Source organism: Streptomyces sp. TRM68367, from assembly GCF_014495685.1.
Classification (GTDB): Bacteria; Actinomycetota; Actinomycetes; order Streptomycetales; family Streptomycetaceae; genus Streptomyces.
The window spans coordinates 34,091-47,619 of sequence record NZ_JACTVI010000040.1 but is presented as its reverse complement, the minus strand read 5'-3'; the positions used below and the strand labels follow the sequence as shown (position 1 = coordinate 47,619).

The 13,529-nt window shown below is 71.0% G+C and carries 13 protein-coding genes; 9 read left to right on the top strand and 4 right to left on the bottom strand.

Going from position 1 to position 13,529, the window contains the following annotated elements; all coding sequences use genetic code 11:
• Positions 1-66 precede the first annotated feature (66 nt).
• On the bottom strand, positions 67-1,506 hold the full coding sequence (locus H8R17_RS24340) for an MFS transporter (protein ID WP_316959519.1): 1,440 nt from the start codon (positions 1,504-1,506) through the stop codon (positions 67-69).
• Between the two features lie 115 nt (positions 1,507-1,621).
• Here H8R17_RS24340 and H8R17_RS24335 point away from each other — a divergent pair, with 115 nt between their 5' ends.
• A complete protein-coding gene (locus H8R17_RS24335) occupies positions 1,622-2,263 on the top strand; it encodes a TetR/AcrR family transcriptional regulator (protein ID WP_187825335.1) in 642 nt (213 codons plus the stop codon).
• Between the two features lie 59 nt (positions 2,264-2,322).
• Here H8R17_RS24335 and H8R17_RS24330 read toward each other — a convergent pair whose 3' ends face one another.
• Together H8R17_RS24330 and H8R17_RS24325 are read right to left on the bottom strand one after the other, a co-directional pair.
• Positions 2,323-3,891, bottom strand: a complete 1,569-nt coding sequence (locus tag H8R17_RS24330; protein ID WP_187825334.1) for a carbohydrate-binding protein — start codon at positions 3,889-3,891, stop codon at positions 2,323-2,325.
• Between the two features lie 225 nt (positions 3,892-4,116).
• Positions 4,117-4,830 (bottom strand): MerR family transcriptional regulator, encoded by a 714-nt coding sequence (locus H8R17_RS24325; protein ID WP_187825333.1) that lies wholly within the window; start codon positions 4,828-4,830, stop codon positions 4,117-4,119.
• Positions 4,831-4,941: 111 nt separating this feature from the next.
• On the opposite strand from H8R17_RS24325, the gene H8R17_RS24320 reads away from it, so the two are divergent.
• The 5 genes from H8R17_RS24320 to H8R17_RS24300 all read left to right on the top strand — a co-directional run bounded on the left by H8R17_RS24320 (position 4,942) and on the right by H8R17_RS24300 (position 9,556).
• Positions 4,942-5,535 carry a putative immunity protein gene (locus tag H8R17_RS24320; RefSeq protein ID WP_316959518.1) on the top strand — a complete coding sequence of 198 codons (594 nt, stop codon included), beginning with the start codon at positions 4,942-4,944 and terminating at the stop codon, positions 5,533-5,535.
• The gene (locus tag H8R17_RS24315) at positions 5,532-6,047 is read left to right on the top strand and encodes a putative immunity protein (RefSeq protein WP_187825332.1); all 516 of its coding nucleotides are present in this window, start codon (positions 5,532-5,534) and stop codon (positions 6,045-6,047) included. The genes H8R17_RS24320 and H8R17_RS24315 overlap by 4 nt, the downstream gene beginning before the upstream one ends.
• A gap of 317 nt (positions 6,048-6,364) precedes the next feature.
• The gene (locus H8R17_RS24310) at positions 6,365-7,717 is read left to right on the top strand and encodes an NAD(P)-binding domain-containing protein (RefSeq protein WP_187825331.1); all 1,353 of its coding nucleotides are present in this window, start codon (positions 6,365-6,367) and stop codon (positions 7,715-7,717) included.
• Between the two features lie 25 nt (positions 7,718-7,742).
• A complete protein-coding gene (locus H8R17_RS24305; protein WP_187825330.1) occupies positions 7,743-8,135 on the top strand; it encodes an ArsI/CadI family heavy metal resistance metalloenzyme in 393 nt (130 codons plus the stop codon).
• Positions 8,136-8,542: 407 nt separating this feature from the next.
• Positions 8,543-9,556: a cytochrome c oxidase assembly protein gene (locus H8R17_RS24300; RefSeq protein ID WP_187825329.1), complete on the top strand. Its 1,014-nt coding sequence runs from the start codon at positions 8,543-8,545 to the stop codon at positions 9,554-9,556.
• Between the two features lie 422 nt (positions 9,557-9,978).
• Here H8R17_RS24300 and H8R17_RS24295 read toward each other — a convergent pair whose 3' ends face one another.
• Positions 9,979-10,416, bottom strand: coding sequence for a hypothetical protein (locus tag H8R17_RS24295; protein ID WP_187825328.1), 438 nt, complete (start codon positions 10,414-10,416; stop codon positions 9,979-9,981).
• A gap of 588 nt (positions 10,417-11,004) precedes the next feature.
• Here H8R17_RS24295 and hemL point away from each other — a divergent pair.
• From hemL to H8R17_RS47290, 3 genes are all read left to right on the top strand, one after another.
• Positions 11,005-12,321 carry a glutamate-1-semialdehyde 2,1-aminomutase gene (gene hemL, locus H8R17_RS24290; RefSeq protein ID WP_187825327.1) on the top strand — a complete coding sequence of 439 codons (1,317 nt, stop codon included), beginning with the start codon at positions 11,005-11,007 and terminating at the stop codon, positions 12,319-12,321.
• A gap of 38 nt (positions 12,322-12,359) precedes the next feature.
• Complete coding sequence (locus H8R17_RS24285) at positions 12,360-13,007, top strand: histidine phosphatase family protein (RefSeq protein ID WP_187825360.1); 648 nt, start codon at positions 12,360-12,362, stop codon at positions 13,005-13,007.
• Between the two features lie 327 nt (positions 13,008-13,334).
• Positions 13,335-13,469 carry a hypothetical protein gene (locus tag H8R17_RS47290; RefSeq protein WP_262505471.1) on the top strand — a complete coding sequence of 45 codons (135 nt, stop codon included), beginning with the start codon at positions 13,335-13,337 and terminating at the stop codon, positions 13,467-13,469.
• The last annotated feature ends 60 nt before the right edge of the window (positions 13,470-13,529 follow it).

The window sequence follows — 13,529 nt, the reverse complement described above, 5'->3', positions numbered from 1 at the left end:
CATGATCACTGGGGCCTGTGCCCACATCGTTGCCGAGGCTTTCCGCGCCGCCTATCTGCGCGGCCTCTAATGCGACGGGTCGTTCTGCCGGGGCAGGGCGAGCGACACAGCGGCTACGGCGGCCAGGACCACGGCGATGGCCAGGAACGCCCGCGCGTACCCGGCCGTCAGGGCCCGCACACCGGGCGCGTCGGCGGCGGCCAGGGCGGACAGCGCGGCGAGACCGAGGGCGCCGCCGACCTGCTTGGCGGTGTTCATCAGCCCGGAGGCGGCCCCCGCGTCGGCCGGGTCCACGCCGCTGGTGACGGCGGAGGTGACCGGGGTGAGCAGCAGCCCGCTCCCGGCCGAGACCAGCAGCGCGGGTCCGAGCACCCCGTCGGCGTACCCGCTGTCGGGTCCGATGCGGCTCTGCCACCAGAACCCGGCCGCACAGAGGACGGCGGCGCCGGCGATCAGCGTGCGCGGGGCGGCGTACGTCAGCAGGCGCGGGGCGAGGCGGGCGGCGACGGCCATGGTCAGCAGGGTGTGCGGGAGGAAGCCGACGGCGGTGCGCAACGGGCCGTAGTGCAGGACCTGTTGCATGTAGAGGGAGAGGAAGTACCACATCGGGATGAGGCAGCCGCCGGTGAGCAGCAGGATCACGTTCCCGACCGCCACCGAGCGCAGGCGCAGCAACCGCAGCGGTACGAGCGGGCTCCGGGCGAGCCGCGCCTCGAACCACGCGAACGCCGCCAGCGTCAGCGCCCCGGCCGCCATCGCGCCGGGCGTCACCGGGTCGTGCCAGCCGTGGGACTCCGTGCGCGTCAGACCGTAGCTGAGGGCGGCCAGGCCCGCCGTCGCCAGCACGGCGCCGGGGACGTCGAGGCCGGGACGCCCGCCCCGGCCCGGCCGTCGGCCCGGCAGGACGCGCAGGGCGAGCAGCGCGCCCGCCGCCCCGACCGGCACGTTGGCCAGCAGGGTCGAACGCCACGACAGGTACTCCGTCAGCGTTCCGCCGACGAGGTTGCCCGCAGCGCCGCCCGCGACCCCCACCGCCGTCCACACCGCGAGCGCCCGCGTCCGCGCCGGCCCCTCGGGAAACGTGCCGGTGAGGACGGTGAGCGTGGCGGGGGCGAGCAGCGCCGCGCCCGCGCCCTGCACCGCGCGGGCGGCGACGAGCGGACCCGGCGCCCCGGCCAGCCCGCCCGCCAGACTCGCCGCCGCGAACAGGGCCAGGCCCAGCACGAAGGCGCGCGCGTGCCCGAGCACGTCGGCGAGCCTGCCGCCCAGTGGCAGCAGACCCGCGAAGGCGAGCCCATAGGCGTTGACGACCCAGGACAGGTCCGCCGGAGCGAAACCGAGGGCGGAACGGATCGACGGCAGGGCGACGTTCACCACCGACACGTCCAGCACAACCAGGAACTGCGCGGCACTGGCCACGGCGAGCACCCACCCCGCACGCCGCCGCCCACCCCCTGCTCCCGCCGGTACGTGTTCCAGGGCCGTGCCGTCGTCCTGTCGCCCCACGCCGCCCTCCCATGTCCGCGGGACCTTTATGATACGTCGTATCAAAACGCGGGCCCTGCCGGGCACGCCTGCCGGGAACACCTGCGGCCATGCCTGCCGGGAATGAAGGAGCACCGTGCCCAGAACCGCCGACCACGCCCAGCGCCGGGCCCAGATCATCGACGGTTTCGTCCGCGTCGCCGCCCGCGACGGCGTGCACGCCGTGACCATGCGCGGGGTCGCGGCCGAGGCCGGGGTCTCGCTGCGGCTCGTGCAGTACTACTTCGAGACCAAGGGCCGCCTGATGCTCGTCGCGCTGCGGCACCTGGAGGAGCGCAGCCACGCCCGCTGGGCCGACCGGCTGGCCGCGCAACCGCAGCCGGCGTCACCGCGGGCCCGCGTCGAGGCGCTGCTCGCCGAGGCCCTGCCCACCGACGAGGACAGCCGGACCTTCCACATCCTGTGGACCTCGTGCGCGATGCTCGCGATGACCGACCCGGACCTCGCGGCCCAGTCCTTCGCGCAGGGCCCCGACCGCCTGGAGGCCCAACTCGCCGGCCTGCTGCGCCAGGCGCAGTCCGACGGCCTCCTCGACGAGGGCGCCGACCCGGACACCGAGTCCGCCCGCCTGCTCGCCCTCGGCCACGGCCTGGGCACGAGCGTCCTGGTCGGCCGCCGCACCCCCGAGGCAGCGCTGCGGGTGCTGCGCTACCACCTGGACCGCGTGTTCACGGGCGCCGCTGGCTCCTCCTCGCGGCAGACAAGGAGGTGCCCCTGACACCGGCCAGTCGGCCGGTGTCAGGGGCGCGGGTCACCGGGGCGCCGCCCTGCGCGGGATCACGGCGTCACCGTGCTGCCCCCGAAGGTCACCACGAGGCGGCCGTCCGAGGCGAAGGACCAGTCCAGGGCGCCGGAGTAGGAGGAGCAGCGAGAGCCGTTCGAGCCGGACCAGAACTGGTTCGAGCGGTCGGCGTCGCCGATGATCCGGTCGTTCGATCCGCTGTTGCACGAGGTGTTGTTCCGGAACACCGAGGAGCCGCCGTCGAAGTTGAAGTTGCGCTCCTCATTGCCGATGCTCGCGTTGTCCGACACCGTCATCCTGCCGAGGTTCCTGTTGTAGGTGAACCCGTGCTTGCCGTTCTCGTAGGCGATGCTGCGCCGGACGGTGTGGTTGACCCCGATGTCGTCGCCGCCGAGCTTGTAGCCGTTGCGGTCGCCGTTCCCGGCCTGGGAGCCGTCGCTGAGGGTGCCGTTGTCGTAGGCGAGGGAGTCCTCGATGGTCACCGCGCCGATGGGGCCCGTCTCGCTCTTGGTGTAGAGGTCGTAGCCGTCGTCGATGTTGTTGTGGGCCACGGTGTAGCGGAAGACGTTCCCGGGGCCGACGGTGAGCTTCGGCGCGAAGCCGTCGGCGTCCTCGCCGTCGGAGTCGACGTTGTCGTGCGACTGAGCGCTCAGTATGAGGTTGTTGGACGGCCACTGGTCCTTGGGTGTGCTGGAGAGCGCCCGCGAGAGCTGCAGCCCCGAGTCACGGTTGTGGCGCGTCACCGTGCGCTCGATGACGTTGTTGCTGCCGCTGACGAAGATGCCGTTGTCACCGGCCCGTTCGACGACGAGGCCCTTGACGTGCCAGTACGACGCGTTGACGGCGAGGCCGCGGTTCGACGTGGCCTCGCTCTGGGCCGAGAAGTTCAGCACCGGGGTCTCGCCCGGGTAGGCGAACAGTTCCGTGCGGTCGCCCGAGGTGCCGTTCTTGCCCGCCGGGATGGTGACCGTCTGCGAGTAGCGGTACGTCCCGCCGCGCAGGTAGATCGTCCCGCCGGGGGTGATGCGGGAGATCGCCGAGGTGAGGGTCGTCGGGCTCGACTCGGTGCCGGCGGCGCCGTCCGTGCCGTTCGGCGCGACGTACAGCGCGGGGCCAGTGGGTGACGGGTTGCTGCCGCCCGTCTCGACCTCCAGGGAGTCGATGTTGGGCAGGCCGCCGGAGGTGGTCGGGTTCAGCCGGATGGTGTTGCTGCCCGCCTTGAGCTGCACGGTCAGCGTCTTGGTGGCCCAGGTGGACCAGGCGCCCGTGACCTCGAACGACGGCGTCTGCACCGTGGAGCCGTTGACGATCAGGCTCGCGGGGCGCGCGGTGGTGCTGCCGTTGGCGAAGCGGACCTTCAGTGTCGCCGTGCCCGATGCGGGTGCGGTCACGGTGAACTGGGCGTAGGCGCCGGCCGCGTTGACGCCGTTGCAGAAGCCGTTGCCGGTGTAGCCGGACCAGTTGGAGTCGATGGTGCCGGTGCAGACCGCCGGGGAAGTCTCGGCCTGGTAGAGCGTGGTCGCCGCCTGTGCCGAGGTGCCGGACAGCGCGACGAGCGTGCCGGCCACCAGGCCGGCGCTCGCGATCACGGGTCTCACTCGCATCGTGGGTCTCCAGTTTGGTTGGGTCATCCTGCGTTCGGGAACGTGAACACGACGGACCGGCGGGCGGGGCAGCCCGACGGGAACGGGGCGGTGGTAAGCGCTTTCTCTGGAAGCTAAGCGGATGCCGTGGACGCGTCAATAGACCCGTACTTGATCCTTATTCACGGACATGAATCATGCGGCGTGTGGCATACGAAACCGGCTCTTCCGAGTTCCGGTCGAGGCTCAGCCGGTTCGCGCGGATCTGTCCAAGGCGTCGAGGTAGGTGGAGAGCTGACTGGCGGCGTACAGCTGGGCCGTTCCGCGGGACCTGAGGTCGCGCCGCCACTCTTCCAGTGCCCTGGCGAGCGCTTTGAGGCTGCCAGCGTCGCGGAGTTGTCCGAGGACGGTGGCGATGGTGCCTAGGGGCTGGCCTCCTCGGCGCAGCAGGTGCGCCAGTTCGGCGTCGCGCACGTCCAGCGCGAGGTACTGGCGGTGCCCGGTGCGCGGGTCGCGTTGTGGGGTGAGGACTCCAGCGCGTTCCCAGGTTCGCAGGGTGGCCGGGTTGAGCCCGAGGCGGCGGGCGAGTTCACCGATGCTGTACGGCGCCCGAGTGCTGGCGGTTGCATCTGGGGTGGCGGCTCCGAGACGGGAAAGCGTCGCTTCGACGGTTCGTAGCGTGTTGCGGTCGCGAGCCAGGAGCGCGTGCCCAGCGTCGATGTACTCCAGTGCTTCGTCCAGCTGACCGCTGGTGACGGCATGCATGATGTGCCGACTCGTCGAGTAGCCGAAGGCAGGGACAAGCGCCAGGTAGGCCGCGAGGCCAGCGGCATGGGTGGCGGTGTAGTCCCGGTACCCCGTCCGGCTGCGGTGAGCAGGCGGGATGATGCCGGCGTCCTCGTAGTTGCGAACCGCCTGCGTGGAGAGGCCATGCTGACGAGCCAGATCCACGGGTCGCATGTCACCTCCGATTGAGGGTTTCGGACGCACGTAAGGTGGAAAACGAGTCGCAAAGTCTCCACCGAGCTTTCAAGGATACGATTCAGGGGCATGACACAGAGCAGGTGCACCGTGTCCGGAGACTTCGACCTGACGATGGACGAGCTGCGCGTCGTGGCGCGCTACGTGGTTCGGCACGCAGAGGACGTTCTGCCGGTCTTTGAGCAGGCTGTTCCCGATGATTCGCGCCCCAGTGCAGCGCTCGACGCGGCCTGGGCGTTCATCAACGGTGCCAACAGGACGAAATTGCAGCGCGTCACTTCCCTCGACGCTCATCGAGCCGCCCGGTCCGCACCCTCCGAAGTCGCGCGACTGGCCGCGCGATCCGCCGGTGACGCCGCATCGGCCGCATATCTGCACCCCATTGCCCAGGCCAGCCAGGTCGGCCACATTCTCCGAGCCTCCGCGAGCGTTGCGCGCATCGGGGAGCTGGAGGCGGGCGGTGCCCCCGCGATCGGCGATGCCCTGCTGGAACGGTCGAGGCTGTGTGCGACACCGGTGCTCATCGACGTGCTCTGCCGCTACCCGCCCACGACGAGCGGCAGCAGTCGTCTCGCCCGGCTGATGAGCACTCTGGATCATTCCCTGCGCCAGGCGGCTGACCGGTCGCCAGGACACACCTCAGGGAGTGGCGCCGATGCGCGCAGGAGGGACTGCAAGTCATGATCCTCCCGAAGGTCCGGGACCCTCGCTTCGTGACGATCCGCCGTGGTGGGACTCTCACTGATGCGGATCATCGTCTCCTCGCGCTATGGGCTGCCTCGTGTGCAGAGCACGTCCTTGGCCTCTTCGAGTCTGCTCGGCCTGGGGACCCGAGACCGCGCCAGGCGATCGAGCATGCCCGGGCATGGGTGCGTGGCGAGGTCAAGATGATGCAGGCTCGCGCGGCGGGCGGTCATGCGATGGGGGCGGCCAGAGACCTGCGTGGGGCAGCACGGCATGCCGCGTACGCCGCCGGCCAGGCCGGGGCCGTCGCCCACGTCGCCGCGCACGAGCTCGGCGCGGCCGCCTACGCGATCAAGGCCGCACGAGCAGCGGCACCGGAAGGCGAGAGCGAGACCGCGGGACGACTCGAGTGTCAGTGGCAGCGCGATCAGCTCCCGGAGGCGATCCGCGAGCTCGTATTTGATGACCAGCGGCTGCGCAACGACATCTGCTGGTCGGTGTTCGACTGTTGAAGCCGAGCGGGCGACAGCACTCTTGGACCGTGGAGCTACCGGCAGGAGCCTGCGGCGACCACCTCGACGACTCGATGGGGAGGTTCCCGGCGCCGGTCGTGACGGGCCGGTGACCGTGGCCGCGGGCCTGGCCGGTTCCGGTCGTGACGGGCCGGTGACCGTGGCCGCGGGCCTGGCCGGTTCCGGTCGTGACGGGCCGGTGCCGTGGTCAGCAGCGCCCGCGCTGATGAGATGCATGTCTATGTTGACGTACGTCGAATCAAGGGTCATGCTTGCGTCGTAAGGCATCGACGAACGTCGAAACAAAGGGGAATCAAGTGAACGCGCCCGACCACCTGCCCGTCATCGTCATCGGCGCCGGCCCCGTCGGCCTGGCCGCCGCCGCCCACCTTGTCGCGCGCGGCCTCGAACCCCTGGTTCTGGAGTCGGGCCCGTCCGCCGGAACCGCCGTACGCGAGTGGGCACGTGTACGGCTGTTCTCCCCGTGGTCCGAGGTCACCGACCCGGCCGCCGAGAAGCTGCTCGCCCCCACCGGCTGGACGCGCCCCGATGGCACCACGTACCCGACCGGCGGCGACTGGGCCGAGCGGTATCTCCAGCCGCTGGCCCACGTCCTCGGCGACAGGGTCCGTTACGGCGCCACAGTCACCGGCGTCGCCCGCGCGGGCCGCGACCGCATCGTCGACGCCGACCGCGACGAGCAGCCCTTCGCGGTGCACGTCCGGCGGTCCGACGGCCGCGAGGAGCGGATCACCGCACGCGCCGTGATCGACGCCTCCGGCACCTGGTCGATCCCCGGCCCCCTGGGCGCCGACGGCCTGCCCGCCCTCGGCGAGAAGGCCGCCGCCGACCGTGTCTCGTACCGCGTCCCCGACCTCACCGACCCGGCCGTCCGCACCCGCTACGCGGGCAGACGTACGGCGGTCGTGGGCTCCGGCGCCTCCGCCTTCACGGCCCTCGCCCAACTCGCGGACCTGGCAAGGGAAGAGCCCGGCACCCACACCGTGTGGATCCTGCGCCGCGGCATCGGCGCCGACACCTACGGCGGGGGAGAGGCCGACCAGCTCCCCGCCCGGGGCGCCCTGGGTCTGCGCGCCAAGGCCGCCGTGGAGAGAGGTCACGCGACCGCCGTCACCGGCTTCCGTACCCAGGCTGTGGAACGCGACGGCGACCGGCTCGCCCTGGTCGCCGAGGACGGCCGCCGCCTGGACCCGGTCGACGAGATCATCGTCCTCACCGGCTTCCGCCCCGACCTGTCCTTCCTCTCCGAGATCCGCCTCGGCCTCGACGAACGTCTCCAGGCCCCGGCCGCGCTGGCCCCGCTCATCGACCCCAACCTGCACTCGTGCGGCACGGTCTACCCGCACGGCGCCCGCGAACTCTCCCACCCCGAACCGGACATCTACCTGGCCGGCATGAAGTCCTACGGCCGCGCCCCCACGTTCCTCGCGCTGACCGGCTACGAGCAGGTCCGCTCCGTCGCCGCCGCGATCGCCGGCGACCGCGAGGCCGCCGAGCGCGTCGAGCTGACCCTGCCGGAGACCGGCGTGTGCGGCGGCGCGGGCCTGTACGACGAACCCGCTGCCGCGCAGGGCGCCGATACCGCCGGCAGCTGCTGCGGCACCCCGACGACCCTCCAGATCGGCACCGCGCCCCCGAGCGCAAACTGACCCAACCCACACAGGGAGTCACACCATGTCACGCATCCAACTCGCCCTCCGCGTCCCGGATTTCACCGCATCGGTCGCCTTCTACAGCAAGCTGTTCGGCACCGAGCCCGCCAAACTCCGTGACGGCTACGCCAACTTCGCCATCGCCGAGCCTCCGCTCAAGCTCGTCCTCATCGAGGGAACCGGGGACGAGCCCACCCGCCTGGACCACCTCGGCGTCGAGGTCGAGTCGACCGAATCCGTCCACACCGCCACCGCCCGCCTCAGCGAGGCCGGCCTGTTCACCACCGAGGAGAACGACACCGCCTGCTGCTACGCCCTCCAGGACAAGGTCTGGGTGCACGGCCCCGGCCGGGAACCCTGGGAGGTGTACGTGGTCAAGGCCGACGCCGAGACCCTCAGCAAGCGGCTCCAGTGAGCCACCCTCATGCCGGCAGGGCCCGCAGGGCCCAAGTGACGGCGGCGGTGACGGCGACGGCGACGACGGCGTACTGGGTGTCACATGGCGGGGCTCCCTGCCGGTCATGAAATGGCGGTCCAGCAGCCCGGCGGTGCACAGGGCGAAGGCAACCAGGAGCAGCTGACCGGGGAACGGCAACCGGGCGGCCAGCGGCTGAGGAGGGTGAGCGCGGGCGTGGGCAGGTCGCCGCGCAGGTCGCGGAGGGCGTCGAGGGCGAGCACGGTGCGAGGGCGGAGCAGGCGCCCCGGGTACCGCCCCCCGCACCGGGGGACACCCCGCTGCCCGGCCCGGGGCAGCCGAGGACTACCGTCCCGCTGTGTCGCCACGACAACTCGGCACATGAGGCCCGGAGGAGGACACCCCGCATGGTTGGTCACGCCGTGACGGAATCGGCAGGGCAGCTCGCGGAACCGACCGCCGGTCGGCTGCTGTCCTCGTGGCAGTTGGACGTCCCCGCGCTGCTGCTGGTCATCGTCCTGGGTGTGCTCTACGGCTGGGGCGTGGCCCGGCTGCGCAGGCGCGGCGAGCCCTGGCCGCCCGCCCGCGTCGCCGCCTTCGTGCTGATCGGGCTCGGGGGACTGGTGGCGGCCACCATGTCCGGGCTCGCCGTGTACGACCACGTGCTGTTCTGGCCGGCCGCCGTCCAGAACATCCTGCTCGATCTGGTCGCGCCCCTGGGCCTGGCCCTCGGCGATCCGCTGCGGCTGGCCGTCGGAGCGCTGCCAAAGGCGGCGGCGGGGCGGGTCCGGGGCGTGATGACGAGCCGGGTGGTGCGTACGCTGACGTTCCCCTTCGTGAGTACGGCCGTGGTGCTGGGCACCGAGCTGACGGTCTACTTCACGCCGTACTTCGCCACCGCCCTGCACGTGGGCTGGCTGCACGAGCTGATGTACCTGCACCTGCTGGCGGCTGGCTGCCTGGTCGTCGTACCGGTGCTGACCCACGAAGAGGCGCTGCCGTCCTGGTGCACGCATCCGGTGCGGGCGCTACTGATCTTCCTGGACGGCATCGTCGACGCGGTCCCCGGCGTCGTCGTCATGACGCACGGCACGTTGATCGCGGGGGCCTGGTATCTGCACCACGCGCCGTCCTGGTCGTCGGACGTCCGGTACGACCAGCAGGTCGGCGGCGGCGCGATGATCGGCATCGCCGAACTGGTCGCGCTGCCCTTCCTGCTGGCGATGCTCCACCAGTGGTACCGCGCCGAGCAGGCTCAGACCGCAGTGCTGGACCGCCGCCTGGACGCGGAACTCACCGTCGCGCCCGCACCCCCCGCAGACCACGGCCAAGCACCCGCCCCCGAACGGGTACGTCCCTGGTGGGAGACGGAACAGAACGAGGTGGCCGCCAGAATCCGACGTCAGCGAAGGGATGGCTGACCTCGATGCACCAGGGCCCGTCTGATGGGTCAGAAGGGTCCTAGGCCGACCCGAAGCCGTACTGGAAGCCCAACGTCGCCCGGCATCCGGGCATCCTCCGCGCCGTTCCCGAGGGTGCGGTGACGCGCTGGACGTCGGCTGCGGGGACGGGCTGCTGGCGCGGAAGCTCGCCGAGTCGCCGACCGTGTCGCAGGGATCGACAGCTCGCCGGAGATGCTCGCCTGCCGTCCGGCGAGACCCGCACCCGCAAGGCGATTGACGACGCCTTCACCGAGGACCTCGGGCTGGAAGCCCAGGGCACATCATCAGTGCCCGCTCCCAAACCCATGTGCCCTCAATGTGCCCTGGCCGCCTGACGACCCTCCCGGCACATGACGAGGGCGGGGCCCGAAACCCCGCCCGGAAACCAGCGAAACTCCAGCTCAGGGCCAAACAAGGCAATAAGCCTGATGCCCCGCCTCATGCAACCGATGACTGAAGTCCTGCCACTCGTGCAGCAACTGGTACACATTGAACGCATCCCGCGGCCCACCCCGGTCCGGCACCGTCGACCAGATGAACGCCGCCGCGCCGACCGCCTCCTCGCCGATGCCGCGCAGGGGGTCGACGACGGTCATCGGGAGTTTCACCACCGCGTAGTCGGGGTGCAGGACGACCAGTTCCAGGGGCGGGACCTTGTACAGGGGCACGCCCTCGATGCCGGTCAGGACCATCGCCGCCATGGTCTCCGGCTTGATCTTGGTAAACATGCCGTTCATACCGAGCTCGTCGCCGCCGAGCTCCTCGGGACGCATCGAGATCGGCACCCGGGCCGCCGTCGCGCCGTCGGGCGCGCCGAAGTACTTGTACGTCACCCCCACCCGACCACCATTCCTGCTCCCGGCCCGGAGGCGATCGGCCCCGTGGTCGATCCGCCGATCGGCCGGCTCCGGCTCACTCGGTACACCGTGTGCCTGACGTGCTTCGGTCGTTTCCTCCGCGTCGCGCCGGTGCCTTCCCCGCCGGGCACGTCGAGGACCCAGATCATCAGTCCCCTCGCCCAGTCCGCCACCGCGATGCATATCTCCACCCGACTGCTTTTCTAGGACGCGCGGCCCCCGCCGCGCAACCCGATCATCGTGTCAGTGACCTCCCCCACGGCCGCCCGCCGAAACGTGCGGTGAAACATCTGTCCGCAGGATCTTCGCAGCCCCTGACCACCACCTCCGCCATGAGCTGCGGGTACGGGGGCGGGGGCGAGAGCCGCGGTGTGTGTCACGTCCAGTTTTGCAGATCTTGATCCGCTCTCCGTCCCGTTCGGGGCGGATGCCGGACAACGGGTCGGGGAGGGGGCGGCCACCCCGGCGGCTCGCTGCCGTCCGCACCCCCTGGCCTACCCTGAACAGGTCACTGGCAACCGGAGCCCGAGACATCCGAGAAGTCGAGGAAGGTCGGAGAATTCGCAGGTCATGAGCGAACTGGCATATCCATACGAAGCACCGGCCTCGCAGGCTCTGTTCGACCGTGCGGAGGCCGTCACGCCCGGCGGTGTGAACTCGCCGGTGCGCGCCTTCCGGGCCGTGGGCGGCACCCCCCGTTTCATGGTGTCCGGCACCGGGCCGTACCTGACCGACGCCGACGGGCGGGAGTACGTCGACCTCGTGTGCTCGTGGGGTCCCATGATCCTCGGGCACGCCCACCCGGAGGTGATCGCCGCCGTGCAGGACGCCGTCGCGCGCGGTACGTCCTTCGGCACGCCCGGTGAGGGGGAGGTCGCCCTCGCCGAGGAGATGATCGCCCGGGTCGAGCCCCTGGAGCAGGTGCGGCTCGTGTCGAGCGGGACCGAGGCCACCATGTCCGCGATCCGGCTGGCCCGCGGGTTCACCCAGCGGTCCAAGGTGATCAAGTTCGCCGGGTGCTACCACGGCCACGTCGACTCCCTGCTCGCCGCCGCCGGCTCCGGCGTCGCCACCTTCGCGCTGCCCGACACCCCGGGTGTCACCGGCGCCCAGGCCGGCGACACCATCGTCCTTCCGTACAACGACATCGACGCCGTGCACGCCGCCTTCGCCGCCCATCCCGGCGAGATCGCCTGCGTGATCACCGAGGCCTCGCCGGGCAACATGGGCGTCGTGTCTCCGATGCCCGGGTTCAATGAAGGGCTGAAGGGAGCCTGTCACGCCAACGGCGCCCTCTACATTTCCGACGAGGTCATGACCGGGTTCCGGACCAGCCGCGCCGGGTGGTACGGCATCGACGGCGTCCGGCCCGACCTGATGACCTTCGGCAAGGTGATGGGCGGGGGCTTCCCGGCCGCCGCCTTCGGGGGCCGCGCGGACGTCATGGCGCACCTCGCGCCCGCTGGGCCCGTCTACCAGGCCGGCACCCTCTCCGGGAACCCCGTCGCCACCGCCGCCGGGCTCGCACAGCTGCGGCTCCTGGACGACGCCGCGTACGGCAAGGTCAACGCCGTGTCCACGCAGATCCAGTCCCTGGTCTCCGAGGCGCTGACCAAGGAGGGCGTGACGCACACCCTGCAGAGCGCCTCCAACATGTTCTCCGTCTTCTTCACCGACCGGGCCGTGCGGAACTACGAGGAGGCCAGGGTGCAGGAGTCCTTCCGGTTCACCGCGTTCTTCCACGCGATGCTCGCCGGGGGCGTCTATCTGCCGCCCTCGTCCTTCGAGACCTGGTTCGTCTCGACCGCGCACGACGAGCGGGCCGTCCAGCGCATCGCCGACGCCCTTCCGGCGGCGGCCCGAGCAGCGGCGGAGGCGACCGCGTGAGCACGAACAACAGCAGCGACATCACCGTCGTCCACGTCATGCGGCACGGCGAGGTCGCCAACCCCGACGGCATCCTGTACGGCAGACTGCCCGGCTACCACCTCTCCGAGCTGGGCCGGCGCATGGCCGACCGGGTCGCCGAGCACCTGGCCGCCCGCGACGTCACCTACGTCTGCGCCTCCCCGCTGGAGCGCGCGCAGGAGACGGCCACCCCGATCGCCAAGGCACATGGCATCGACGTGAACACCGACGAGCGGCTCATCGAGGCCGGCAACGTCTTCCAGGGCAAGACCTTCGGCGTCGGCGACGGCGCGCTGCGCAAGCCCGGCAACTGGAAGCACCTGGTCAACCCCTTCCGGCCGTCCTGGGGTGAGCCGTACGTCGACCAGGTCGTCCGCATGATGGGCGCGCTGGACGCAGCCAAGGAGCAGGCCCGGGGGCACGAGGCCGTGCTCGTCGGTCATCAGCTGCCGATCTGGATCGTGCGGTCGTACGTCGAGCGGCGGCACCTGTGGCACGACCCACGCAAGCGGCAGTGCACGCTCGCCTCCCTCACGTCCTTCACCTACCAGGGCGACAGGATCGTGTCCGTCGGCTACACCGAGCCCGCCCGCGACCTCGTCCCGGCTCACCTCCTCGCCGGCGCCAAGCCGGTGAAGGGCAAGGACAAGGCCTTCGGCGCGTAAGCGTCCGAATGTTTGAGGCGTAGGCCCTGTCTGCGCGCCTCTGTTACGAGCTGTCCGCCTCTGTTACGAAACCCATGAATACCGGCGGAACCTCCCCGTTCTTCACTTCCTCTGACTGGATGACCGCTCAGAGAAACAGTGGCGAACGGGGATGCCATGCGCACTCTCTCCCGAAGGGGAATGCTCGGCCTCGGTGCGGGCCCGCTGCCGCCGTCGGACTCGCCGGCTGCGGCACCCTCACGTCGTCAGACGGGTCGACCCAGGCGACGGGTTCCGCCGGCGACCGCCCCGGCGCGCCGAAGCCGACCGCCCGCTTTCGTCGACTGGATGGACGTACAGAAGCCGGAGGCGCTCGCCGAGCTGCGCGGTCTGGAGGTCGGGCAGCAGCCCGTGGGCGGGTGGAGCGAGCTCCTGAAGGCCACTCCGGCCGGCACCGCCACACCCTCCCCAAACGCCGCCTGAAATGCGGGTTTCCGCCCGAGAGGGGGGTGCGCAAGATCCTCGGAACGGACATGCGAAACT

What these genes read in the sequence shown, in the direction of transcription:
- H8R17_RS24330 (WP_187825334.1), bottom strand. Translation starts at nt 3,891, where the DNA reads ATGCGAGTGAGACCCGTGATCGCGAGCGCCGGCCTGGTGGCCGGCACG.
- H8R17_RS24325 (WP_187825333.1), bottom strand. Translation starts at nt 4,830, where the DNA reads ATGCGACCCGTGGATCTGGCTCGTCAGCATGGCCTCTCCACGCAGGCG.
- H8R17_RS24315 (WP_187825332.1), top strand. Translation starts at nt 5,532, where the DNA reads ATGATCCTCCCGAAGGTCCGGGACCCTCGCTTCGTGACGATCCGCCGT.
- H8R17_RS24305 (WP_187825330.1), top strand. Translation starts at nt 7,743, where the DNA reads ATGTCACGCATCCAACTCGCCCTCCGCGTCCCGGATTTCACCGCATCG.
- H8R17_RS24300 (WP_187825329.1), top strand. Translation starts at nt 8,543, where the DNA reads ATGGTTGGTCACGCCGTGACGGAATCGGCAGGGCAGCTCGCGGAACCG.
- hemL (WP_187825327.1), top strand. Translation starts at nt 11,005, where the DNA reads ATGAGCGAACTGGCATATCCATACGAAGCACCGGCCTCGCAGGCTCTG.
- H8R17_RS24285 (WP_187825360.1), top strand. Translation starts at nt 12,360, where the DNA reads ATGCGGCACGGCGAGGTCGCCAACCCCGACGGCATCCTGTACGGCAGA.
- H8R17_RS47290 (WP_262505471.1), top strand. Translation starts at nt 13,335, where the DNA reads ATGGACGTACAGAAGCCGGAGGCGCTCGCCGAGCTGCGCGGTCTGGAG.